The 19,903-nt window shown below is 58.7% G+C and carries 29 protein-coding genes; 14 read left to right on the top strand and 15 right to left on the bottom strand.

Annotation, left to right across the window (positions count from 1 at the left end; all coding sequences use genetic code 11):
• Positions 1–492: 492 nt before the first annotated feature.
• The 4 genes from BMZ83_RS14825 to BMZ83_RS14810 form a co-directional block, all read right to left on the bottom strand.
• Complete coding sequence (locus BMZ83_RS14825; RefSeq protein WP_143077000.1) at positions 493–1,302, bottom strand: polymer-forming cytoskeletal protein; 810 nt, start codon at positions 1,300–1,302, stop codon at positions 493–495.
• Positions 1,302–2,252: a hypothetical protein gene (locus tag BMZ83_RS14820; RefSeq protein WP_074880406.1), complete on the bottom strand. Its 951-nt coding sequence runs from the start codon at positions 2,250–2,252 to the stop codon at positions 1,302–1,304. Before BMZ83_RS14820 ends, BMZ83_RS14825 begins: the two co-directional genes overlap by 1 nt.
• Positions 2,252–3,970 carry a hypothetical protein gene (locus tag BMZ83_RS14815; RefSeq protein WP_143076999.1) on the bottom strand — a complete coding sequence of 573 codons (1,719 nt, stop codon included), beginning with the start codon at positions 3,968–3,970 and terminating at the stop codon, positions 2,252–2,254. Before BMZ83_RS14815 ends, BMZ83_RS14820 begins: the two co-directional genes overlap by 1 nt.
• 1,001 nt (positions 3,971–4,971) lie before the next feature.
• Entirely contained in the window at positions 4,972–6,207 is a 1,236-nt protein-coding gene (locus tag BMZ83_RS14810; RefSeq protein WP_074880465.1) for a site-specific integrase, read from the bottom strand.
• A 335-nt stretch (positions 6,208–6,542) separates the two neighbouring features.
• Between BMZ83_RS14810 and BMZ83_RS16570 the strand changes: the two genes are divergently transcribed.
• From BMZ83_RS16570 to BMZ83_RS16565, 3 genes are read left to right on the top strand one after another with little or no spacing between them, the layout of a single operon-like run.
• On the top strand, positions 6,543–6,803 hold the full coding sequence (locus BMZ83_RS16570) for a hypothetical protein (protein ID WP_143076998.1): 261 nt from the start codon (positions 6,543–6,545) through the stop codon (positions 6,801–6,803).
• A complete protein-coding gene (locus BMZ83_RS14805) occupies positions 6,803–7,465 on the top strand; it encodes a DUF6338 family protein (protein WP_074880400.1) in 663 nt (220 codons plus the stop codon). Before BMZ83_RS16570 ends, BMZ83_RS14805 begins: the two co-directional genes overlap by 1 nt.
• 36 nt (positions 7,466–7,501) lie before the next feature.
• Complete coding sequence (locus tag BMZ83_RS16565) at positions 7,502–8,239, top strand: hypothetical protein (protein WP_143076997.1); 738 nt, start codon at positions 7,502–7,504, stop codon at positions 8,237–8,239.
• Between the two features lie 7 nt (positions 8,240–8,246).
• Here BMZ83_RS16565 and BMZ83_RS14795 read toward each other — a convergent pair whose 3' ends face one another.
• The 4 genes from BMZ83_RS14795 to BMZ83_RS14785 form a co-directional block, all read right to left on the bottom strand.
• Complete coding sequence (locus tag BMZ83_RS14795; protein ID WP_074880395.1) at positions 8,247–8,672, bottom strand: hypothetical protein; 426 nt, start codon at positions 8,670–8,672, stop codon at positions 8,247–8,249.
• Positions 8,673–8,739: 67 nt separating this feature from the next.
• The gene (locus BMZ83_RS16560) at positions 8,740–9,258 is read right to left on the bottom strand and encodes a hypothetical protein (RefSeq protein ID WP_143076996.1); all 519 of its coding nucleotides are present in this window, start codon (positions 9,256–9,258) and stop codon (positions 8,740–8,742) included.
• Positions 9,255–9,659, bottom strand: coding sequence for a hypothetical protein (locus BMZ83_RS14790; protein WP_074880392.1), 405 nt, complete (start codon positions 9,657–9,659; stop codon positions 9,255–9,257). The genes BMZ83_RS16560 and BMZ83_RS14790 overlap by 4 nt, the downstream gene beginning before the upstream one ends.
• Positions 9,656–10,516, bottom strand: a complete 861-nt coding sequence (locus tag BMZ83_RS14785; RefSeq protein WP_074880390.1) for a ParA family protein — start codon at positions 10,514–10,516, stop codon at positions 9,656–9,658. Before BMZ83_RS14785 ends, BMZ83_RS14790 begins: the two co-directional genes overlap by 4 nt.
• 254 nt (positions 10,517–10,770) lie before the next feature.
• Between BMZ83_RS14785 and BMZ83_RS14780 the strand changes: the two genes are divergently transcribed.
• Positions 10,771–11,073 (top strand): hypothetical protein, encoded by a 303-nt coding sequence (locus BMZ83_RS14780; RefSeq protein ID WP_074880387.1) that lies wholly within the window; start codon positions 10,771–10,773, stop codon positions 11,071–11,073.
• 65 nt (positions 11,074–11,138) lie between these two features.
• Positions 11,139–11,432, top strand: coding sequence for a hypothetical protein (locus BMZ83_RS14775; protein ID WP_074880384.1), 294 nt, complete (start codon positions 11,139–11,141; stop codon positions 11,430–11,432).
• A 1-nt stretch (position 11,433) separates the two neighbouring features.
• Here BMZ83_RS14775 and BMZ83_RS14770 read toward each other — a convergent pair whose 3' ends face one another.
• The 6 genes from BMZ83_RS14770 to BMZ83_RS16555 form a co-directional block, all read right to left on the bottom strand.
• The gene (locus tag BMZ83_RS14770; RefSeq protein WP_074880382.1) at positions 11,434–11,688 is read right to left on the bottom strand and encodes a type II toxin-antitoxin system HicA family toxin; all 255 of its coding nucleotides are present in this window, start codon (positions 11,686–11,688) and stop codon (positions 11,434–11,436) included.
• A 2-nt stretch (positions 11,689–11,690) separates the two neighbouring features.
• Positions 11,691–11,975 (bottom strand): type II toxin-antitoxin system HicB family antitoxin, encoded by a 285-nt coding sequence (locus tag BMZ83_RS14765; RefSeq protein WP_074880379.1) that lies wholly within the window; start codon positions 11,973–11,975, stop codon positions 11,691–11,693.
• 49 nt (positions 11,976–12,024) lie between these two features.
• Complete coding sequence (locus tag BMZ83_RS17395; protein WP_255458124.1) at positions 12,025–12,159, bottom strand: hypothetical protein; 135 nt, start codon at positions 12,157–12,159, stop codon at positions 12,025–12,027.
• 140 nt (positions 12,160–12,299) lie between these two features.
• Positions 12,300–12,566 carry a hypothetical protein gene (locus BMZ83_RS14760; protein ID WP_143076995.1) on the bottom strand — a complete coding sequence of 89 codons (267 nt, stop codon included), beginning with the start codon at positions 12,564–12,566 and terminating at the stop codon, positions 12,300–12,302.
• A complete protein-coding gene (locus BMZ83_RS17000; protein ID WP_166623305.1) occupies positions 12,551–12,697 on the bottom strand; it encodes a hypothetical protein in 147 nt (48 codons plus the stop codon). Before BMZ83_RS17000 ends, BMZ83_RS14760 begins: the two co-directional genes overlap by 16 nt.
• A complete protein-coding gene (locus tag BMZ83_RS16555; RefSeq protein WP_143076994.1) occupies positions 12,697–13,002 on the bottom strand; it encodes a hypothetical protein in 306 nt (101 codons plus the stop codon). The genes BMZ83_RS17000 and BMZ83_RS16555 overlap by 1 nt, the downstream gene beginning before the upstream one ends.
• Positions 13,003–13,210: 208 nt before the next feature.
• Between BMZ83_RS16555 and BMZ83_RS14755 the strand changes: the two genes are divergently transcribed.
• Positions 13,211–13,435 (top strand): hypothetical protein, encoded by a 225-nt coding sequence (locus BMZ83_RS14755; RefSeq protein WP_074880460.1) that lies wholly within the window; start codon positions 13,211–13,213, stop codon positions 13,433–13,435.
• 5 nt (positions 13,436–13,440) lie between these two features.
• Here BMZ83_RS14755 and BMZ83_RS14750 read toward each other — a convergent pair whose 3' ends face one another.
• Positions 13,441–13,698, bottom strand: coding sequence for a winged-helix domain-containing protein (locus BMZ83_RS14750; RefSeq protein WP_079990216.1), 258 nt, complete (start codon positions 13,696–13,698; stop codon positions 13,441–13,443).
• 225 nt (positions 13,699–13,923) lie between these two features.
• On the opposite strand from BMZ83_RS14750, the gene BMZ83_RS14745 reads away from it, so the two are divergent.
• From BMZ83_RS14745 to BMZ83_RS14715, 8 genes are all read left to right on the top strand, one after another.
• Positions 13,924–14,340: a DUF5658 family protein gene (locus tag BMZ83_RS14745; protein WP_079990215.1), complete on the top strand. Its 417-nt coding sequence runs from the start codon at positions 13,924–13,926 to the stop codon at positions 14,338–14,340.
• Complete coding sequence (locus BMZ83_RS14740) at positions 14,337–14,717, top strand: transcription initiation factor IIB family protein (protein ID WP_074880369.1); 381 nt, start codon at positions 14,337–14,339, stop codon at positions 14,715–14,717. Before BMZ83_RS14745 ends, BMZ83_RS14740 begins: the two co-directional genes overlap by 4 nt.
• Entirely contained in the window at positions 14,710–14,964 is a 255-nt protein-coding gene (locus tag BMZ83_RS14735; protein WP_074880367.1) for a hypothetical protein, read from the top strand. Before BMZ83_RS14740 ends, BMZ83_RS14735 begins: the two co-directional genes overlap by 8 nt.
• A complete protein-coding gene (locus tag BMZ83_RS14730; RefSeq protein WP_074880364.1) occupies positions 14,961–15,221 on the top strand; it encodes a hypothetical protein in 261 nt (86 codons plus the stop codon). The genes BMZ83_RS14735 and BMZ83_RS14730 overlap by 4 nt, the downstream gene beginning before the upstream one ends.
• Positions 15,221–15,781, top strand: a complete 561-nt coding sequence (locus BMZ83_RS14725) for a hypothetical protein (RefSeq protein WP_074880362.1) — start codon at positions 15,221–15,223, stop codon at positions 15,779–15,781. Before BMZ83_RS14730 ends, BMZ83_RS14725 begins: the two co-directional genes overlap by 1 nt.
• Positions 15,774–15,998, top strand: a complete 225-nt coding sequence (locus BMZ83_RS16550) for a hypothetical protein (RefSeq protein WP_143076993.1) — start codon at positions 15,774–15,776, stop codon at positions 15,996–15,998. Before BMZ83_RS14725 ends, BMZ83_RS16550 begins: the two co-directional genes overlap by 8 nt.
• Complete coding sequence (locus tag BMZ83_RS14720) at positions 15,995–16,648, top strand: hypothetical protein (protein WP_074880359.1); 654 nt, start codon at positions 15,995–15,997, stop codon at positions 16,646–16,648. Before BMZ83_RS16550 ends, BMZ83_RS14720 begins: the two co-directional genes overlap by 4 nt.
• A gap of 1,266 nt (positions 16,649–17,914) precedes the next feature.
• Entirely contained in the window at positions 17,915–19,153 is a 1,239-nt protein-coding gene (locus BMZ83_RS14715; protein WP_074880354.1) for an orc1/cdc6 family replication initiation protein, read from the top strand.
• Positions 19,154–19,903 lie beyond the last annotated feature (750 nt).

The following is a 19,903-nucleotide window of genomic DNA, read 5'->3' as shown; positions in this document are numbered from 1 at the left end:
ACTATTCAAAACAAATTCTCATCCCAGAAATACTGAGCCGGTTAGTACGAACTACCGATGGGGAGTACTGCCTGAGCTACACTGAAGGATAGGGTTCCAGCAGCTTCCGAGAATCAGGAGAACTCGGAAAAATCCGCACACAGTAACTTCTGAGAACAGAAACACCCACCTTCAAAATGCCGTTTTAACTTGTGTCTGCGTCCGAAATATTGGCAAAGAGGAAGTGATTGATAAATACGTCATCTTAGAAAAGTACACGCAAAAGAACAAAGCTGAGGATGCCCGCTACGATAACGGGTGCTCCCGTGGTCATGAACCCGAACAGCGGTGGAAGAGCACCGTAAAGTGCGGCGACCGCAATGACGACAACCACTCCGATTCCGAGAGTCTCAACACTAGCGGCCGCACCAATGATTCGCCATATCCAAAGGGCGAACCAGGCAGTAATGAGTCCTCCGAGGACGAGCGCTCCAACACTGAGTCCGATCATCCTTATTCTGTAAGTGGAGCCCTATTTGCGTCGACGTCCAATAGATCCAGGACATCCTCGATGCTCATCTCCATCGTGTCACCAGTGCTGTCGTCGACAGCAGCTAGCACGCCTTGTTCGAGCTCCTCTAATCGATCGTTCACTTTTTCGAGGTTCAGGATTCGGGGAGACAGAGTGAGATAGGTCGTTCCTTCGTGTGTATAGAGATCTGATTGAGTCAGTTCAGGGTGTTTCTCATCTTCGTCATCGGATTCAGTATCTACGTCGAGTGATCCGAGTCCAGCTACAGTTACAGGCGTCTCGAGCGTGAGTCCTCCGTCAGCAATCGCCTGAGGGAGAATTACTGTAACTTCGTCGAGGACCGTCTCATTGTGACCCCGGAACGTGTAACAGAGCGAGTCCGTGAGGTCCAACCGGCGGTCAGCAGTGGCGATGCCAAGGACTGTACAGTTTTCCAGTATCACCTCTGTTCCAACGACGTTGCCTCGCACGACACAGTTGCTGAGCGTCACTCGCTTTCCTGTGACAGTTCCGTCGATCCGAGCGTCCTCAGCGATAACCTTGCCAGGTGTCCCAACTTCGCCGTGGATATGGCTACCGTCTAACTCAACGCCACCACTGGCCATCACAGATCCTTCGACAGAGGAATTCGGAGCCATATCGATAGTTTCTCCGTAGATGCTACCCTGTACTGTTGCTCCATCTTGGAGACGAACTGGGCGGTCGAGTTCCGCCCTCTCTGTCGGGATAATCTTCCCGTCGAACTTTTCGTCAGCTTCGACGACGGCCCGTGTCTGTTCAAGATGCGCCATCAGTCTTCACCTCCCGGGGCTCGGACCGGAATTGTGCCATCCTCGGGGACGGCATCTGTCACAGCGTCGCTGTACGACGTGACCCATGACTCCTTACCGTATTCACCGAGCGTCGACGCGAGTTGATCAGCGGAAATCGACCCGATAGTCTCGGGGTTGTCAACGCCTGAAACACCACTGAGGAGCTCTCCCGACCCCGAAATCGGCGAGAGGGATATTGAACACCATGTCGTCCCATTCTCTGTCGAGAGTTCCGAAGGGACGACGAGTCGACGTTGGGAGAAGCCATCTGACTCGTATTCGACAATATAGTAGGGTACCTGTAACCGTTCTGGATGATCGTCCGGGAGTGGGACTTCAGCTGCGTCGAAGCGGTGGTCGTCGATAGTTTCGATCAATTCATCCTGACGATGCACAAAGTCGTCGATAGTCTGGACGACCTCCTCAGTTGTACCCTGAACCTCTCCGGTTCGTTCCGTTCGTACGTCCTCGTTATGCGCCTGAAGGAATTGCCATGTCGTCGTTACCTGACTCGTGAACGGATCCTCAATCCCCGATTCAAACTGCTCTTCATCGATTTCGAAAATATGTGAGCCCAGATTCCGAATTCGGTCCTTCGCTTTCTCATTGAGTTCTTCGTGTTTGCGCTGGTATCGCTCCTCAATACTCGTGAGGCGCTCTTGGAGTTCACTTCGCTCAGTCTCTATTTGCTCGTATTCGGCATTTATCTGGGGTTTGACCGTCCGAACCTCCATGATATGATCCATCAGTTTCAGCTCTGCCTGTGCACGAATATTCTCCTGAATGGCCTCCCGGATGGTCTCGGCCGCTTGCCGAATGACTGTGTGGATCTTCTCTACCTCTCCTTTGAGCGAAATTATATCCTCACGCAGATCCGAGATGCTTTGATTGATCGCTTTGAGCGGCTTGTGAAGGTCTTCACTGGCCATCAGTGTTCACCTCCTGATTGGTGAGCACTCGCCCCCAACGTCCGATCTTTCCATTGTTTGAATCGGTTGATATGGCTGGAGAACGAAGTCTTCCCCCGCGTCTTCAGATTCCAGTTCTCTCGATGTTGGCGCTGCTCCATGGTCATCTCTTCGTCGTGGAACTCTGCTCGCTGACCCATCTCTGCGCGTTTCCTCTCGGCCTGTTGTGCCAATGCCGCCTCATTGCGAGCGTCAGCCCTTCGCTGTTCAGCGATGAACTTCGCGACCTCCCGTCGGCGTTCCTCCTCTCGAATCAGCTCTGCCTTCTCTTTCGCCGCTTGTTCAGCCTGCTCGATCCGTTCTTGTTCTTCATTCCGTGTTTCCTCGAGCACGCGCTCGGTCCGCTCATCAATCTCGGCGAAAGACTGTTCGACCTCCTGCTGGAATTCTCGCTTCCGCTCTTCATGGATTCGGTCATACTTGACCATGAGATCACCAACCTCGTCGACTTTCCCTTGAGCGGCCTTGGCTTGCGTCTTGAGGTTGCGGATTTTAGATCGGATTTCCTGAATGCGGTCGGCTGCGGTTCGGATTTCTTCACTACGTTGCTCGAACTCACGTTCCTGTAGATCGGACTGTTGATCTTCGATGTTCTCGTAGATCTCTCGTCGCTGGTCGTCCTTCTCGATCCAGAGTTGGTCCCAAACTGGGTTGACGATCTCGTCTTTGATGCGGTGGCGCGGCAAAATTTCTTCAGTCTCGAACGACTCCCGACAAGTACCGCAGTACCACGTCCCTTCATGTGGATTAGAAAGGGAGAGCTCCGAGTCAATGTCGTCCATCTGGCAATCAGGACAGTAGAAGTTGTAGCTCACCAATCCGAATGCGTCTGCAGCAGCCCCGACATGCTCGTTCAACAGGTCAATCGCTGTCTCTTGAAGACCTGAAAGGTCATTCGCCAACTCTTGGCTTGTCTCCGAAAGCTCCTCTAGTTCGGACTCTCCGTGATCACTCGCAGCCATCCGTTCTAACTCAGCGAGCGACTGTACATCTCCCTGAGCCTCGTTGTCCGTGATCTCAACATCTACCGAAACGGGGTCAGCCTCGTCTGTGGCTGTGGATGCGAAGAAGTCGACGGCTTCGGCCTGGCGACTTCCGGTTGATACGAGCGGTACCTCCACTGTATGTCGATCCGCGTTTTCGATCTCCTCGCGGACAGATTCGAGCGTTCCTGTGAACGATGCCTCCGGATTCTCGCCCGGTGGCATGACGACTGGGAATTCGCTCAAATTCTCGATATCTGCTCGTGCGGACGAGACCGGTTCTGTATCCGAGAGTTGTTCGAGGTCAAACTCCGTCTGGTCTATATTATCCATCGCGTCATAGACCATCACCCCATCATCGGTGGGAAGGCTGTATCCTGTCCAATACCCTTTCTCGATACCAGTTATCGTCACATTAGGATCCTCCCGATTCACGTAACTGTACCCACCACCAGCGACAACGATACCAGCAATCAACAGGCCTCCACCAACCAACGGATCGATATTTATAGCCAGAGCGCCGACACCAGCGAGAATCAACACTCCGCTAGCGACAGCGATCTGCCGGTACTTCTTTTGTTGGTTGTTTAGATGTTCGGTTAACGGTTTTTTGAGTACTTCGTTTACTGCCAGCTCTTTCGCTCGGTCAGGGTCAACCGGTTCACCAGCCTCATAAAGGACATCATCCACCCGCACTCTGATCACCTCCGTCTCGAAGACTATCTTGATTTGATTTCCCGATTCCAGTGGTCGTCTGATACTCCTTCGTTTGCCGTTGTGTCGACGTTTGCATCATACGTTCACATCTCTGATTTCGGGTCCGTTGAAGACTATACAATGCCCTGACCCCACCAAGGGAAGCTGGCACGTTCGGGAACGGTAGATCCAGATTAACCCACGTTCAAGATATTTTACCTACATGATTGCCACACGGATTAGCGATATCCATAGATATGTAAATTTTACCGTTATATAATAATCGTCCCTGTAAAAACTAATATAGGCTCCAAAACATAAATAGTCCAACTATTCATCTTTCTGTCAAGACTGGGATGCGAGATGCAGAGTTTGGAGTCTGTACAAGAACTGGGTTAGTGTCTTAAAGCAAATTCTGAATCACCGACTGAATCGCTACCCTATCTAGCGGATGTTTCGCAATTTGTCTTACTGAGGAGAACCGAGGAATCGGGACCTCCACGCTCAAAGGCTTCCGGGAATCGGGGGGGGAATCGGAAGATCGACGCACGATCAACTCCGATGACACCTCCAAATCGGATCAATTTCGACCGTTCTCGGCGGAGATTCTTCCGGGATCCAGCAAAGGGGAAGCTACCCATGATGACCGAAGAATGAGGACCAGGACGGTCGGCGAGTCTGGCTTATCGCGACGAGGTCGACGCGCTGCTCGAGGTCGTCGATGACCCGTTACGGAAGGTCGCGTTTCGGCTCGCCGCCGAGTGTGGGTTCCGGACTCACGAGATTGTGGCGGTCACGTCCGATCACGTCGTCGACGGTGGCGAGGCGGGGCAGATGCTGGTCGTCCCTGAGGGACCTCCCTTTTCGGGTACGTATCTGTTTCAAACGTGAGGTAGCCGAGACGAATCAGTAGCTCAACCGCAACGTGTTCGGGCCTCTCCCTGCTGTCGCCACGGAAGGGCTCCAATGCTGTCGTGAGCGTTTCGGTCGCTGGGGGTTCGTCAAGTTCCATCATCCACCTCGAACGCCGTAGCCAGTCGCTCTCGCATCTCCTCGCGCCGGAGTTCGCGACGCTTCTCCTCACTCGTGTAGTTCCGAAGCACCGTCTTCGGGTCGTCGCTCCCCTGATCGGCGGCGATCTCGGCCGTCCGCTCGGCTAGATCAGCGACGACCTCCGAGTAGGTGGAGTACCAAAACCGACGCCCGTACTTCGGCGTCGGCGTCTCGCCACGCACCGTTACGCCGGCTTCCTCACAGAGCGAGTCGAACCGGCGGGCGACAGTCGACGTGGCGATATGCCCCGACGCTGCGGCGTTCGACGGAAACAGGTAGCCGTTCCAGTCCTCGTCGAACGCGTCGATGCGCTCCCGGAGTGTATCGAGTCCGAACAGCAGCGCGACCGTCCCCGGCCCGTTCTTTCGCTCACCGTCGACGAACTCGATGTGTGGATCCGCGGCGTCGAGGTGGAGCTGGGAGACGTGGAGTGCCGCGAGTTCTGATGGGCGGAGCCCCCAGCCGGCGAGGCCGACGACCAGGAGCCGGTCGTCGAGGGAGTCGGCGGCCTGGTGCAGCGCTCGAACCTGTGCCACGTCGAGGGCGGGATTGTCCGGTTCGTCGCGCTCCCACCCGTACTGACCGGCGGCAGTCGCAAGCGGGTTGAACTGCGCCCGCCCGCGGTCGACGAGGTAGCCGTACCAGTCCCGGGCGATACGAAGGTACTCGAGTTTCGAGCCTGCTGTCGAGAGCTCATCATCCAGCACGTCCAACGCCGCCCAGCAGCGGTCGATCTCGTGCGCACGGCTGTCGGCGTCCGTGAGCGCACCCACGAGGTCGTGGCGGTCGTTCACCTCAGCGTAGGTCCGCGCCCACGTCGCGAGCCGTGAGCGCCGCGTGTCGGCCGTCGACGCCGCCACGGTGTCGCCCCGCTGCTCGATGCTCCGCAGATAGCTCTCCAGCAGTTCGACCGTTCTGGAGTGGTCGATTCCCCACTCGAACCCGTGGGGTTCGTCGACGCCGAGGCCGACGTACTCCTCGAAAAACTGCTTGGGCGTCGTGTTGTGGTGTTCGCGGAGGGCATACCCCAGTCCGCTATAGCCGGCGTCGACGAGCCACTCGTGCGTGGGGATCGTCGTCTCGGGATCGTGGCCGTCGCGCTCGCGAGCGGTCGCGATCTCCGTCCAGTAGAAGTCCTCGAGTTCGTCCAGCGACTTCCGCGACCAGTGGATTTGCTCAGGCACGGTTCTCACCCGAGTACAGCCGGTTTTCTTCGGGGTTGGGGTAATCTGAGGATGGCATTTCCGTACTGCTCAGTCTATCAGCTAACTACTTGATAATTCCGGTTGTGCAACTGTGGGCAGGACACAACTGCAACCAGTAAGAATACAGGGAATCGGGGCGAGAATACGATAAATGAGATATCGCTATATGGAATCTGTCGGCTCGATTCGCTGTGGGATACCCCCTTCCTTCGGGTGTGAAACCGGCTCCCCTCTGGTGGTTTTCCGCGTATATTTTCACTTTCAGCGTGGTGGAGTCAGGTTTACATTAAAAGGGCCGGTAACTACCTGTACAGATGTCCGACGACAACGGCTCTAACGACAGCGGCGATGGCAGTAGTGACAAAGAATCGCTCGGCAAACAGCAGAGCCATAACTCCAAGGGCGTTAAAGAGGGAACCACAGCAGACGGTTCTAAAAGCGTCGAGAAGTCGAAGGGAACTACAGCTGACGGGAATGCCGGCGAAGAAGGAGGGCACGGTGTCATTCGCCCGTCTGCACAAGGCGACTCGGATGGCAGCGATTCAGGCGGTGACTCGGGCGGCTCTGACGAGTAATGCCTCTCGTTTCTATTCAGAATCTTTTACTGGCGCTCATCGTCGTAGTCCCCGGATTCATCTCTACACATTTTGCCGTGACACTCGCCGTCGTCAGGACGAAGATCTCCGAAACGAGACTCCTAATGTTGAGCCTCGCCGCGAGTCTGTTTGTCGATTCGCTCTTCCTCTCTATCCTCGAAGTGTTTGGGGCCTCAATCACAGAACCCCAAGACATCAGTGAGGTGTTTTTCACCCCTACCTTCCAAGCTAAATACGTTCTCGGATTGCTGGGCTTCTCTGTAGCCGTTGGGGCCGTGGGAGGTGTAATCTTGGCCGCTGATCACCACGACCGAGTTCGGAATTGGCTCTGGAAAAGACTCGACGGGGACAGACGACGAAACTTCCACGAACCATGGGAAGGCACACTCGACGAAGCAGCCCGTGTCCAGGTGCTCACCTCAGATGGCGCGATTGCAGTTGGGGCTATCAAACAGTACAGTGATGACGGCAAAGAGAAACAAATCTCACTCACAGGGGTGGATTGGCACTTCCCCGACCAAGGATGGGTTGACTCAGATACAGATATTGAGCTTCTATTCGGTGAGGACATCGAGCAAGTGACTGTAGTTGATACAATCGAGAACGCAGTTGGCCCGTCCGAAGAAGAAGACCCCGAGTGAGGCTTTTTGAAGTGTGCGAATTCATACTCTAGTGAGATGAGAGAAGCCGCCCTCAACGCCAGCACGCACCAAGAGCCGGTGCAGAAGGCAGTCGCATTTCACGAACAGCGCGTCGAGGAGATCGTCGACGGCGATCACGAGCTGGATGATCGAGAGCCACAGCTCGTCGCGCACATGATTCCCGAAGGGTACCCAAGCGGGGGTTCGCTGGCGGCAGGGGAGAATATCGACGAACAGATTCCTCATTTCGAGGGACGTTCAGCATGGAGAGAACAACACGAACACGGCCAGATCACTACCCGCGCCGCCAAATCAGGGGAAACAGAGGCCTACAATCTCCGAACACCCGTAAGTGGAATTGAAACCGTCTCAGCCGGCGAAATCTGGGAACGTGGGGACCACAATCTGTTCGTCGCAAGCAGCACCGAGGCGAAGCTTGCAGCTACAGCGAACTGGGCTCAAGAGCAATTCGGAGAGGAGTACGAGTCAGACTGGATGACCGTTCTCGTTACACTCATCGGCGTCAGGGGTGAGCAGGTCCGAATTCCGGACAATGTTCGAATGTCGGTATCTGTGTCGGAAGCCGTATTCGAAAGCGACCGCATCGACCCGCGGCCGGTGAAAGTACCGCTTGAGTCCTGCACGCCAGCAGAGACCTACAACAAACTCTCGCCGCTATTCGACCGATTGTGGGCTGATACAGGTCTTGAAGGATCAGTATTCTACTCAGATGGTTCAGAAGCCGAGCGAGAAATACGCGGCTTCCTCGGCTGACTCGACACTACCTCACCTGCTCCTCTCGGACCGTCCGAAGATCGCGTGCCAGTCGCTCGTTGCCCTCGCGCACGATCACCAGCACGCCCGGCGCCGTGCTCGTCGGCGCCGTGTCGCCGACAGTGAAGCCAGCATCGTCCGCCCCGGGTAGCGGTACCTGATAGCCGTCGCCCCGGATCGAGATCGACACTCGCGCGCCCGGATAGATCGAGCCGGTATCCTCCGCGGCCGCGGTCACGAGCTCGACCACGTCGGCGTCGTCGACGCGGTCGCGATCGATCACGAGCAGGAGGTCGTCGAACGCGTACACGTTCACCGGCGCCAGCCGAGTTATGTCGTCGTCCTGTTCGTCGACGAGGCCGGCATCCCGAGCTTCGCGGGTGACCTGCAGGGCGACCGCGTCGGCGCCGGTGGACTTGATGGCGTTGGGCATTTACTTAGACCAACGCACTAAGCAAAGGTAGTGTTTTCGGCGAGTAGGTCCGCGGAAGTGTTGCGGCCTAGGCCCAGATGGTGTTCGACGCAACTGTTGTTCCTAACGCGAGCAACGCAACTCCGGTAGAGAGCAGCGAGATAAACAAGCCTCTTGTGGTCATCAAGTGGCTCCGCTTTGCGGCGATTTCACTAGAGATTCGGCTCTGCGCGTCTCGTATCTGAGAAAAGATTCTGTCCAAATCACCGTCCCCATGGATTGTGGTTCGTAACCTCGTCGCGTCGCTTTCTCCGAGCTCGGACTCTAGATATCCGTCCAAGTATGTATCAGGGTCGCTAATTACGCGCTGAATATCTGAAAAACGGACCGAGAGGGTTTCAAACCGATTCTCGAGGTTCTCTAATCCTCCTGGGCAGAGTCCCCTGTTCCGTAGGCTGTGCTCGGCAATTTTCCCCTCAAGTTCTGAGAAGTCGTCGGCAAGAGAGAAGACTCTAATCGTAAACTCCACGACGGGGCTGTCGTAGTCTTCGTCGTTCGATATCGTTTGTTGTGCGACTTTATGGTAGTCGCTAGCAGAAGTCCTCATAGCCCCTCGTCCGCCTTGGCCATCGCTCGTTCGCGGCGGGCCTCGCGAAGATCGTCGACCAGCTCCGGATCCACGTCGGCGATCGCGTACCGGATCGCGAGTTTGAGGAGGTCGGACTGGCTCGCGTCGTCGACATCCACCTCGGCACCCAACTCCTCGGCAAAGGCCTCCAGCATCGCGGTCCGGCGCTCGTCGTCGGTCATCAGCACGTCGACGGCCGCGGCCTCGGACTTCCCCCAGAACGAGAGGGTCGCACTACTGTCGCCCTCGTCGATGCGTTCCAGGGCGTCCACGAGGTCGTCGACGGCGCTGTTCTGTTTCGCAGCGTCGGCGTCGATCCGGTTGCCGCCGCCGCTGGTACTCTGCTGTCGGAGTTGTTCGAGTTCGTCGTCGTTGCTCATTGGTTGAGTCGGGTGAGTAGTTCCTCGGCGTTGGTCACGAATGCTTCGCGCGCTTCGCGGGCGGTCTTGCTCAGTTCGTCCTCATCGAGCGTGAAGATCGTCCGGCCCTCGTTGGTAGCCTTCCGGATGGCCTGGCTCGCGACGATCTTCTCCGGGCCGACCACGTCGCCGAACTCCTCCAGGAACTGCTCGTGGACTTCGGCGTCCAGATTCGTCCGGCGGTCGTAGAGGTTCGGCAGCAGCATCTCTAGCGCCACGTCTACGCCGTAGCTGTCACGAATACCGCCGAGGTCCTTTTCGAGGCCACGCGCCTGCTCGAACTCCAGCGGGCCCATCTGTACCGGCGCGACCACGGATTCGGTCGCCCAGAGCCCGTTGTAGGAGACGTTGTTCGCGACGCCCGGGAGATCGAGCAGCACGACCGTGTAGTCCAGCGGGTCGACGTAGTCGTCGAGGAACTCCCGGAGCCGGTGGTACCGCTCTTGGGCGTCGTCGACGTTGCCGAGGTCGGCGTCGAGCGCGTCGAGGCTGGGGTGGGCCGGGATCAGATCCACGCCCTCGTCAGTCTCGTAGACCAGCTCGTCGATCGGGTCGTCGAGAAGATCCGAGACGTTCGTCCAGTTCTCCTCCATCGTCGTTGCGACGTTAGGGAAGTCGTCCTCGCTCTCGATGTCGGCCTGCACCTCCTCGTAGAGGCCGAACGTCTTCGCGAGGTCACTCTGCTTTCCCGCGAGGTCGATCAACAGCACTTCCTCGTCGCATGCTTGCTGAAGTGCAACGCCGAGGTGGGCCGTGCAGGTGGTCTTGCCGGTACCACCTTTGTCCAGGTATGTGCTACACCTATAGGTTTGCCCCATATGTATAGCCCAGATGTATCGCCTTCACTTGTAGGTTTGGGACATATGTGGTGACTATATATTTATCACATAGGTTTTACCCATAGGTTCTTCAAATGGGTATTGAATGGAGGATTAGCCTATGTGTAAAGTCTATAAGTAAAGAATATAGCGGCTGGGTTATCTGTTCTCATTGTTAAATCCCGAGGGAGGGGTGTGACATCTGTAACCCCCCTTCTCGGCCTTATACGGAGTAGTAGCCCGTCGGTCCCCACATGGCCACGAAGCAGTCGCAGTCCGACAGTCGCGTCGGCGAGTTCTCGATCAACACACAACTCCACGGGCACGCCGACGGTCCGGAACATGTCCACGTCGAGATCAGCCCCGTCGATCGGCAAACACACATGGCGATCGTCGCCGCCGGCGTCGACGGCCGGTACAGTTTCGACTTCCGGTACACCAACGGGACCGTCGACGTGCAGAAGGCGTACGCCGAAGGGATGCGCGAGCCGATCGACGAGCTGCCAAACTGGATGGATTGTGTGCGCGAGCGTGTCGAAAACGAGATGGGGGCCTGAACGATCGCGATGGGTCAGACGGGGTCGACACAACGGCGAAGTGGGTCGGCGCCCTACCGGCAGGTATGGCCGACCTCTCAACGCAGGCCATCCTGCTGGCATTCGACAAACTCGGTGAGCACGAACCACTGCCTGCCGAAGTGGTCGCCGCCGAGCTCGACGCCGACGAGGCAGCCGTCGTCGATCGCCTCGCTGAGTTGGAGCGCGAGGATGTGCTCGCGCGGGCAGAGGACGACGGCGACACCTACTGGTGGGCGAAACTCGGCCCCCAACTCGATCCCGAGCTTGCCGAGGAGTTGGGGTCGGAGCCGGACGGGGAAACCTACACACTCGAAGAAGTCCGCAAGCGGATCGAATAAGCTAGGTGTTCCGGTCGATCCAGGCGCAGAATTCGTCGAAGTCCTTCGCGCCGGCTTGCTCGGCGATGTTCCGCAGGGTCCCAATCCGGATTCGGTCTTTCCGTGGGACCGTCACCACGCGCGGGTCAGTATTGTGGTGATCAGGTGGATCATACCGGAGTTTCGCGTGGCTGCCGGTGACCTTCTCAGTGTGGAACGGGCCAACGTTACACAGGACTGTCACCACGTCGTCGCCCGAAAAATCTCGCGAGACCACCGTTACTCGAAGATCTCCGAGTCTTCCAACGACCCGCTTTCGTTGTTCGCCGGGTCGATGCCCAGCTCTCGGAGTTCCTCGTCGGTCGGTTCGTGGCCGATCTCGCCTTTGTGCAGCGCCACCGCCTCGTCGAGCATCTCCAGCGCCTCCTCACGGGTTTCGCCCTGCGACGCGACGCCGGTGTCCTCGTCTTTTGCCACCCAGATCTCGCCGTCCTCGGAGAGGGTCAGCGAGATGTTCTCGATGGCCTCACGAGGATGGTTGGCCTCCGGCGTGTCGGTGCTCATGCCCGTATGTCGGCGCCAGCGCGGCAAAAACGTTCGGGAGCGAAGCGTCTCACCGCCCGGTCACGGCGCCGGCCTCCAGCTCCGTGAGTACGAGTTCAGCCACCAGCATCACGATCGTGATCGTGATGCTCGTGAGCAGGAAGTAGTCGCGCCACCAGTCCCACCCGGCCGCGTCAGCGAGCACGCCCGCCAGTCCGGTGACAACGATCGCGATGGTGCCAACGGCGATCGAGTTACTGTACGCCAGTACGTGGTCGCGGGGCTTCGGTCGTGTACTCGATCGGCCCGGCGGCAGAAAACAGCGCCGGCAGACGGGTCGGTTAGTCAGACCGCCACGACCGCCTGTGTCACATCCGGCGCGCGCAGTGTCGTCGAGACCACACCGCAGTCCTGGTCGGCGAGGATCTGCACCGCCGCGGCCGGCAGTCGGTCGCCGGTGATCGTCGCCTCGACCGTCCACTCCGCGCGGGGGCCCTCGTTGGGGTCGAGCACAGCGGCGCCGAGCACGTCGTCGATCGCCTCGAGCCCGCGTTTCACCACCTGCGCGCGCTCGCGGGTGGTTCGCGGGCAGGGGGTTACTGATTCGGACATACGTTCTCGTAGGTCTCGTCTTCGCGCGTGGCCGCGTGCGAACGCCCACAGTCCGGGCAGTACACCAGTGCGTCGGCGTCACGATACTGGCGCTCGCGCTGCTCGTAGGTCGGGACGGTCTGGCGGGCCATCAGACCGCCCTCCCGAACAGGTCGCGGTTGAGGAACGTGCGGTCGACCCAGCCGACGCCGTCGGCGACGAAGTCGACGTAGGTCTCGATCGCGTTGCCGCGGCAGTCCGTATCGACGGCGTCGAGATCGTAGACCGCGACGCGCTCACCGGCGAGCACGTCGATGCGGTGGACCACGTCGCGCTTGCGGTCGAGGACGTGGGTCTTGTCGTTGCGGTCGCGGCCGAGCCATTCATAGGCCGGCAGTGTTCGGTGGCTATGCTCAGTGACAGAGCCCTTATTTGGGCGCGTAGCGTTGGTCGACATGGGTTTCTTCCTGAGAACCCACGGTCGGTGTCGCAAGCACCGGCCGGCTATTCATCCGGCGTCCCGTGGTTTTCTCAACTGTTACAACGACCTAGGGCTACTAAAAACTTGCTAACCGTAAACTGTGGTTGTAAGATTGCGGGCGTAAACTACTACTGTCGTGATGCAGTAGGCTCTTATCGAAATGGCCGCGACACCTCAGACCAGCATGGGACTGGTCGCCGACGATCTAAACGACACGGATCGAGAGATACTCAGCGTACTGTCCGAGGGGCGGGCAACGCCGCAGCTGGTGAGGGAGGAACTCGCTGCACGCGGGCGCGAAGTCAGCAGGCAGTACGTCAGTCAGCGTCTAACACGACTTCGAGAACACAATCACGTCGAGAACCTGCACGGAACGGGCGTGTATGCGCTTGTCGACGATCCGCGGTAAACGCGTCAGTCGGCCTCCTCGACTCGCTGTTTTCCCTTCTCGGTGATCTCCCAATAGCCCCGGCCAATATCGAGCCACTGCACGAACCCGTCTTCTTCGAGCGCCTCCAGTCGGCGCTTCACAGTTCGTTTACTGAATGTGATCCCCTCTTCGCGGCGGAGGTTTTGGAAAATCGGCGTCAGCGGGAGCGCGAGTTCATGCTCAGCCATGAATCTCAGAATGAGTTCCTCACGCTCCGCGGTAGTCATATCGTTATCTTCCATCGGCCACCACCATATCCCCACCGAAATTGTCAGATTGTCAAGCTAGGATCACAATACTCTCCTTATCCACCTAGTTGTACGTCTATCGTGACAAAACTTATGGTGCGGGGACAGTATTGGTCGGGGTATGCGACGCCTAACAGGCGGAGTTCGGCGCCCACGAAAACGGCGCCGCACGGGTTGTGGCCCGTCCGACGCCTCGTGGGGTCGCTAAGAGGAACGACAATGCAAGCTAACGGACCCAACGGCGGTAAAACCACCGCCTCACGACAGACTCGGATCGCCCAGTGCATCACCGGCCCCTCGACACGCGCCACGCAGCTCGTCGAGGACGTTGACCACGAACAGGAACAGGGACTCGCACTCTTTGCCACCCACGGCGCCGCCGACGCCGCGAGCACGATCTACGCTACGCAGGCTGTCGGCGCCCAGACAGAAGCCAACCCGATCATGGCCCAGCTGCTCCACGTCGACCCCACGCTGGCCGCGATCACCATGCTGGCCGTTGTCGGCGCGGTCTCGATCAGCTATCCTCGATTCGCCCGCGCGTGTGAGTTCCCGACGCGGTGGTTCGGTGTCGGCCTCGCCATCGCTGGCCTGCTTGTCGCCATCATCAACGTCGTCGTGGGGGTGACGGCATGACCTCGATCGAGGACCTCATCCGCGCGCCGGGGCTGGTGGTCGAGATCATCGACGAACTGGATCACGACCTCGATGACGCGTTCGAAGCGCAGGCAACCGCGTTTGCGAAACGCGCCGAGATCGAGCACCCGATCAACAAGGCGCCGTCGACGGTCGCCGCCGCAGCAGTGTACGTCACCGGGCTGCTTCGAGATGGTCGACTCACGCAACAGGAAATCGCCGACGTGGCCGACGTGAGCACCGTCGCCATCCGGGACTGCTACCCCGAAATCGGCGCCGCCGAAGGGTTCGAAATGAGCCGGGCTGCGGGGACGTTCCCTGAACCCGGTGACCGCTCCGCGCCGACACACCCGGAGGTGAGTCAGTCCGATGACTGACTTCGTCGCGATCGCCGCTGGCGGCTACGGCGGCCGGCTCCACGAACTCGAGGACGATGGGACGCTCAAATGCAACCTCGACAAGAAGGACAACTACGAGTTCGAGCGCGTCCCGCGTGAAAGTCTGGATGACGACCGAAAGTGCTGTAAGCACTGCTCCGGCGAAGCCATGAAAGCCGGCGGTCAGGGCTCGACACTGGCTGCGAAGCTTGCCGCCGCCGATCCCGACGAGGTGAGTCTCCGATGAGCACCCAGCGCACGCTCACCGATCACGGCGCCGAGCCCCGAAGCGAGTTCGAACGCCACTGGGGGATCACGCGCGAGGAACTCGAGCGCCGGGCGGCCGCCCGCGTGGTCACTGCCAGTAAGCCCGAGGAGCGACAGTGCAACGAGTGCGGGAAACGCGTGACCGAACTGCCCGATGGCCGTGAAGCCGGTCACGCCCGCGGCTGGAGTCGGGGGTTCGAGGAGTGCAGTCAGTACATCGGCGGAGGTGCGGACTGATGCGGGCGTCGAACACCCGGAACTACTCCGAGTACGAGAACGACGAGAAGCAGGAGGCAGCCCGCTTCCTTGGGTCGGACTTCGAGGACTACGCACCGATCATCCGTGGGATCGAAGACCTCGATCGGCTGAACGCCTGGACCGAGGTCGCGAAGGACCTCGACTGTCACGAAGCACGCCGGAAGCTGCGCCTCTGCCGCCAGGCGCTCCACCGCGATGCGGTCGACGACGTGGCATTCACGCCCGCCAGCGAGACCGCAGCCGTCGCCGACGGTGGTGCCGTCGTTGCGGAGGAGTCCGGATCGGAAGTAGAGTCAGCCGCTGACGCCGACGACGACTGGGAGATCGGCCCCAACCAGGAGCCGATGGCGTATGAGGACGAAGCCGCCTTCGAGAGCGCGAAGAACGAGAAGCGCCGGACGGTATGGGATCTCATGACGATGGTCGAAGAGGCCGAGGAGGCGCTCGACCGCGAGTACGCCAAGGACGTGGTCCCGCTGCACCTGACCGAGTTGCTCGAAGAACGACTGGAGGAACTCCAAGGTGGTGCCGATGAGTAGTACGCCCGAATACGTCGCGGCCTGCCAGAGTCAATGCGAGTTCGCCGTCTCGACACGAGGCGGTGACGTTGACCGTCACAGCGTCGAGACAGTCGCAGAGGCCCACGGCGACCACTGTGGGCCCATCCAACTGAAACGGATCGACGAGCCGCCAGCCGAGGGTGAGCTCGCCGCCGAAGAGGGCGAGACAGTCGCGACGTTCGGAGGGGGAGCATGAGCAGCGAGGGCGTCCTCACAGAGGACGACGAAGCGCTGCTCGATCACCTCGAGAAGGAGGGCGACGACGACCTCACCGTCGAAGAGGTCGAATCCCACGTCAAAGACCTCCGTGGCGACTTCCGCGAACTGCGTGCTCAGTTCCGTAAGTTCAGACGATCGGTTGACGATCGCCTCGACCAGCTGGAGGAGGGAGCCCAGCAGCCCAGAGAGGGTGACGATCAGACGCCGCTGGAGGTGTACCTGCAGATGGACGAAGAGGACCGCGAGGACGAGCTCTCGACGAGTCAGTCCATCGCCGTTACGATGCACGAGCAGTGGGCGGACATCGCCTGGAAGCTTGGCGGCGGGAGCAACTACGCAGGTGAGGAGAACGAACAGCGGACGGGCGTCGACACGAAGTCGAAGGCCAACGCGAAGTACAACCCGAGTCGGTTGAAGCACCGACTGAAGAAGGAACTCGGATGGGATCCCGCCTCGAACGAGGTCTATCGCGGTATGAAGGCGCTCGCGAAGATCTCCGGCGGCGAAGAGGTCGTCGACGCCAGCAGCGGTCGAGTCCACGTCCGCGGCGGTCAGTACGAGTACCGCGAGATGGCAACCGCTGATGGCGCCGACACGAAACGCGTTCTCTGGAGGGCCGACCAGTGACTCGACAAAACCTCTTACACTGTCGTAAGAGAGATCACGCCCAAGGGCGTCACCGATTCGGCGGTTACCACCCACGGTGTAGCAAACCACCACCTGCCACATATGATTAAAAACAATATGCGGTTGTGGTGCTGATGCACCACGCGTATGTTCGCTTACACGAACAGCTGTGGGCCCGGCCCTCCACTCGCCGATAAGTCGTAGGCGGCGGCGACGTGGAGTCGCTGGAAACCTCTTACGACAGTGTAAGCGTCTTTCTCTTCCTCGTGTTCACCAACGAACGCCGTCCGGATCGATGTAGCCCTCCGAGTCGCACATCGGGCACTCGTTCTCCGTGTGATCGTACGTGTAGCCCGACCGCGCACACATTACCTCTCCCGGGGCAGCTTCCCCCATCGCTTCGTGTACTGTCTACGCCCCCTCCCCCCGTTATCGATGTGTAACACTCGGTCTCATCGGTAGGGTCGTATGGCAGGGATACTACCGAAGTCGACCATCATTCGCGTTAACAGTAGAGAGAACACGTAGTGCGCCGGAAAGAACCTCGATTCACAATTACTGACGCGGTCCGAATCACGTGTCTCGACTGTATGGCAAAAACCGATGTTCACCCGATCCGAACCGGGAAGGGGAAAACGCCGATCGGTAGTCACACTGTCCCCAGTGTGCGTCGGACGACATCTCAATCGAAGCGAAGTGAGGCTGTGGCGTCAACGCCGGGGAGCGCGAGGTGCGTCGACAGGCGTGTGGGTGGAGGCGTCGGAAGTTAGCGTCCGGATCGTCGGTGGGCCCCAATAAATCCGACCCGTCATGTGTCAGTGCCTCCACTACCAGGAATAGTTTGATACGCCATCAGCTGAATATTCCAGTCGGTGCGGGTAGTCTCATTCAATTTGAGTCTGTCTACAGTGAGGACACACAGAGACCACTGTTTCCGCTGACTCGGCAGGAAAATACGTCCCGCAACTCCTCGTGAGCGGTCTCACTACACAATATTGACCGCTCACGAGATAGTTTGCGGTTATCTTGACGTGCCTAGTACTTAGTGATTGTCCCAGCAATAGGGGGGTTCCACAGGAACCCCCCACTGTGGTTTCCCTACTCAGCGGAAACAGTGGTCTCTCTCTGTCCGACCGAGCAAGTCAGCGGAAATAGTGGTGTGTTTCAACGCGTCCGATAGATTGATGGGCACCGGAAACGGCACTGTTGCCAACGACAGCGGAAACGGTGGTCCCCTTCCACCCTGACGAAACTACGCCACTCACAATGCCCGAGATTAGTTTCAGCCCGGATGACTCCCTTTACCGAGATCGCGACAAGCTCTCCGAAGACTACACGCCGGAGGATATCGTCGGTCGCGACGACGAAATCCAGCGATATCACACGGCGCTCCAGCCCGTGATCAACGGCGAGGATCCGAACAACATCTTCCTCTACGGCAAGACCGGGGTCGGGAAAACGGCCGTGACGCGTTACTTGCTGAACCAACTCCAGCACGACTCTGAGACGTACGATATCGACCTCACAACGGTTGAACTCAACTGCGAGGGACTGACGAGCAGTTACCAGGTCGCGATCAAACTCGTCAATGAATTCCGCGACTCCGACAATCGCCTCTCGAACACCGGCCACCCGATGCATGAGGTGCTTGAACAGCTGTTCACGGAGTTCGACGACACTGGCGGCACGATCCTGATCGTCCTTGACGAGGTGGACAACATCGGTGACGACGACTCGCTACTCTATCAGCTCCCGCGGGCCCGCTCGAACGGCAACATTGAGGATGCCCGTCTCGGCGTGATCGGAATCAGTAACGATCTCGCGTTCCGCGAGAACCTCCGTCCCGAGGTCAAATCATCGCTCGCGGAGGTGAACATCCGGTTCCCCCCCTATGACGCCGAGGAACTACAGGAAGTACTGAATCAGCGCGTCACAGTTTCGTTCTACGAGGACGCGATCGCCGACGGCGTGATCGAACTCTGTGCGGCTTACGGTGCGAAAGACGGCGGCGACGCTCGGAAAGCACTCGACCTCCTCCGCGCGGCTGCGGACCACGCCCGCGCGAAGGATGCCACAATCGTCGATGAAGACAACGTTGCCGAAGCGCGTCGCGAGCTTGAACGCGAGGAGGTGATGGACGGGATCGCCGATCTCGCCGATCAGCATAAGCTCTCGCTGTACGCGCTCGTTTCTCTTCAGCACAACCAGGATGATCCTTCGCGCTCGAAGGATATCTACGAGCGGTATCAGGAACTCTGTGACATTTCCCATCACGACGCTCGCACGCTTCGGCGTGTCCGGGATTTCCTCGGTGAGATTGAGGGCCTCGGCGTGATTGAATCGATCCAGCGCAATCAGGGCTACCCCGAAGGGAAATACAACGCCTACGAACTCGGTCACGACGAGGAGATGATCCTCGCGGCGATGTCCGATCTGCTGAACGAAGTTGGGATCCACGAAGACGTCGCCGATGTCGTCGAGAAGTCTGATCGCATCTCGGCGTAGACAGCGATCAGCCACGAGGCCAAAATCATGGCGGCCTCCGCACGGCCGCAGGGCAAACCGGGAACGTTGCGGTGGGGTGAGTTAAACGACCTCGAAAGCTACTCACCCATCACGTTCTCACCACAAGTCGGGCAAGCAGATCCTTGCTCTTCGTTTTCCAAGTCAGACTGTTGTCCAGTCCATCCACAGATTGGACACTGTATTGGATCAGATCCAGACACAGGACATGTGGACTGTACGTCCCCGGATGAAAAGGTGTGGTGGCACGTAGAACGATAGTCCACTCTTGGGGGTAGGAGGATGTCAATCCGAGATGTATCCGTTTGAGAGATTCGTTTAGCTGAATTGGGGCGAGAAATCCTATCGTTTTTCGAACGAATAGTCGGTCGCGTGGAGCCGGACAGCGAACCCCTAGTGACCTCCTCCTCGCCGTAAACGGCGAGGCTTCCCACGGCACCGCACCGTTGGGTTGGGATATTTACTGGTTTACGGCCTGTCGGCATGACAGGCCGATGGCGGGGCCACACCGCCGTTACTCCTATCCCGGCAGGGGACTCGGAGTTATCTGAGCCGAGACACCACAGCGGTTCGAGAGTGTGTCTCGAACGTTCTGGGCCTCGGAGTCCCGATATTGTGCATTTGAGTGGGCGGCGTGACCGCCTCGGTGTACGTCATGCTACGATACGTTGCCTGTTAAATATCCGCATTGATGGTGAATGTGGGTTGTGGAGGCGTTGTCGGATTCATGTC

This window comes from Halolamina pelagica (assembly GCF_900115675.1).
GTDB classification, from domain to species: domain Archaea; phylum Halobacteriota; class Halobacteria; order Halobacteriales; family Haloferacaceae; genus Halolamina; species Halolamina pelagica.
Note: the sequence above shows the minus strand (reverse complement) of the source record. Positions and strands in the feature narration are given on the sequence as shown.

Bases quoted from the DNA above. Each gene is read 5' to 3' on its own strand.
- BMZ83_RS14825 (WP_143077000.1), bottom strand. From the start codon at position 1,302: ATGGCGCATCTTGAACAGACACGGGCCGTCGTCGAAGCTGACGAAAAG.
- BMZ83_RS14820 (WP_074880406.1), bottom strand. From the start codon at position 2,252: ATGGCCAGTGAAGACCTTCACAAGCCGCTCAAAGCGATCAATCAAAGC.
- BMZ83_RS16570 (WP_143076998.1), top strand. From the start codon at position 6,543: ATGTCCGACGACAACGGCTCTAACGACAGCGGCGATGGCAGTAGTGAC.
- BMZ83_RS14805 (WP_074880400.1), top strand. From the start codon at position 6,803: ATGCCTCTCGTTTCTATTCAGAATCTTTTACTGGCGCTCATCGTCGTA.
- BMZ83_RS16565 (WP_143076997.1), top strand. From the start codon at position 7,502: ATGAGAGAAGCCGCCCTCAACGCCAGCACGCACCAAGAGCCGGTGCAG.
- BMZ83_RS14795 (WP_074880395.1), bottom strand. From the start codon at position 8,672: ATGCCCAACGCCATCAAGTCCACCGGCGCCGACGCGGTCGCCCTGCAG.
- BMZ83_RS16560 (WP_143076996.1), bottom strand. From the start codon at position 9,258: ATGAGGACTTCTGCTAGCGACTACCATAAAGTCGCACAACAAACGATA.
- BMZ83_RS14790 (WP_074880392.1), bottom strand. From the start codon at position 9,659: ATGAGCAACGACGACGAACTCGAACAACTCCGACAGCAGAGTACCAGC.
- BMZ83_RS14785 (WP_074880390.1), bottom strand. From the start codon at position 10,516: ATGGGGCAAACCTATAGGTGTAGCACATACCTGGACAAAGGTGGTACC.
- BMZ83_RS14780 (WP_074880387.1), top strand. From the start codon at position 10,771: ATGGCCACGAAGCAGTCGCAGTCCGACAGTCGCGTCGGCGAGTTCTCG.
- BMZ83_RS14775 (WP_074880384.1), top strand. From the start codon at position 11,139: ATGGCCGACCTCTCAACGCAGGCCATCCTGCTGGCATTCGACAAACTC.
- BMZ83_RS14765 (WP_074880379.1), bottom strand. From the start codon at position 11,975: ATGAGCACCGACACGCCGGAGGCCAACCATCCTCGTGAGGCCATCGAG.
- BMZ83_RS14760 (WP_143076995.1), bottom strand. From the start codon at position 12,566: ATGTCCGAATCAGTAACCCCCTGCCCGCGAACCACCCGCGAGCGCGCG.
- BMZ83_RS17000 (WP_166623305.1), bottom strand. From the start codon at position 12,697: ATGGCCCGCCAGACCGTCCCGACCTACGAGCAGCGCGAGCGCCAGTAT.
- BMZ83_RS16555 (WP_143076994.1), bottom strand. From the start codon at position 13,002: ATGTCGACCAACGCTACGCGCCCAAATAAGGGCTCTGTCACTGAGCAT.
- BMZ83_RS14755 (WP_074880460.1), top strand. From the start codon at position 13,211: ATGGGACTGGTCGCCGACGATCTAAACGACACGGATCGAGAGATACTC.
- BMZ83_RS14750 (WP_079990216.1), bottom strand. From the start codon at position 13,698: ATGGAAGATAACGATATGACTACCGCGGAGCGTGAGGAACTCATTCTG.
- BMZ83_RS14745 (WP_079990215.1), top strand. From the start codon at position 13,924: ATGCAAGCTAACGGACCCAACGGCGGTAAAACCACCGCCTCACGACAG.
- BMZ83_RS14740 (WP_074880369.1), top strand. From the start codon at position 14,337: ATGACCTCGATCGAGGACCTCATCCGCGCGCCGGGGCTGGTGGTCGAG.
- BMZ83_RS14735 (WP_074880367.1), top strand. From the start codon at position 14,710: ATGACTGACTTCGTCGCGATCGCCGCTGGCGGCTACGGCGGCCGGCTC.
- BMZ83_RS14730 (WP_074880364.1), top strand. From the start codon at position 14,961: ATGAGCACCCAGCGCACGCTCACCGATCACGGCGCCGAGCCCCGAAGC.
- BMZ83_RS14725 (WP_074880362.1), top strand. From the start codon at position 15,221: ATGCGGGCGTCGAACACCCGGAACTACTCCGAGTACGAGAACGACGAG.
- BMZ83_RS16550 (WP_143076993.1), top strand. From the start codon at position 15,774: ATGAGTAGTACGCCCGAATACGTCGCGGCCTGCCAGAGTCAATGCGAG.
- BMZ83_RS14720 (WP_074880359.1), top strand. From the start codon at position 15,995: ATGAGCAGCGAGGGCGTCCTCACAGAGGACGACGAAGCGCTGCTCGAT.
- BMZ83_RS14715 (WP_074880354.1), top strand. From the start codon at position 17,915: ATGCCCGAGATTAGTTTCAGCCCGGATGACTCCCTTTACCGAGATCGC.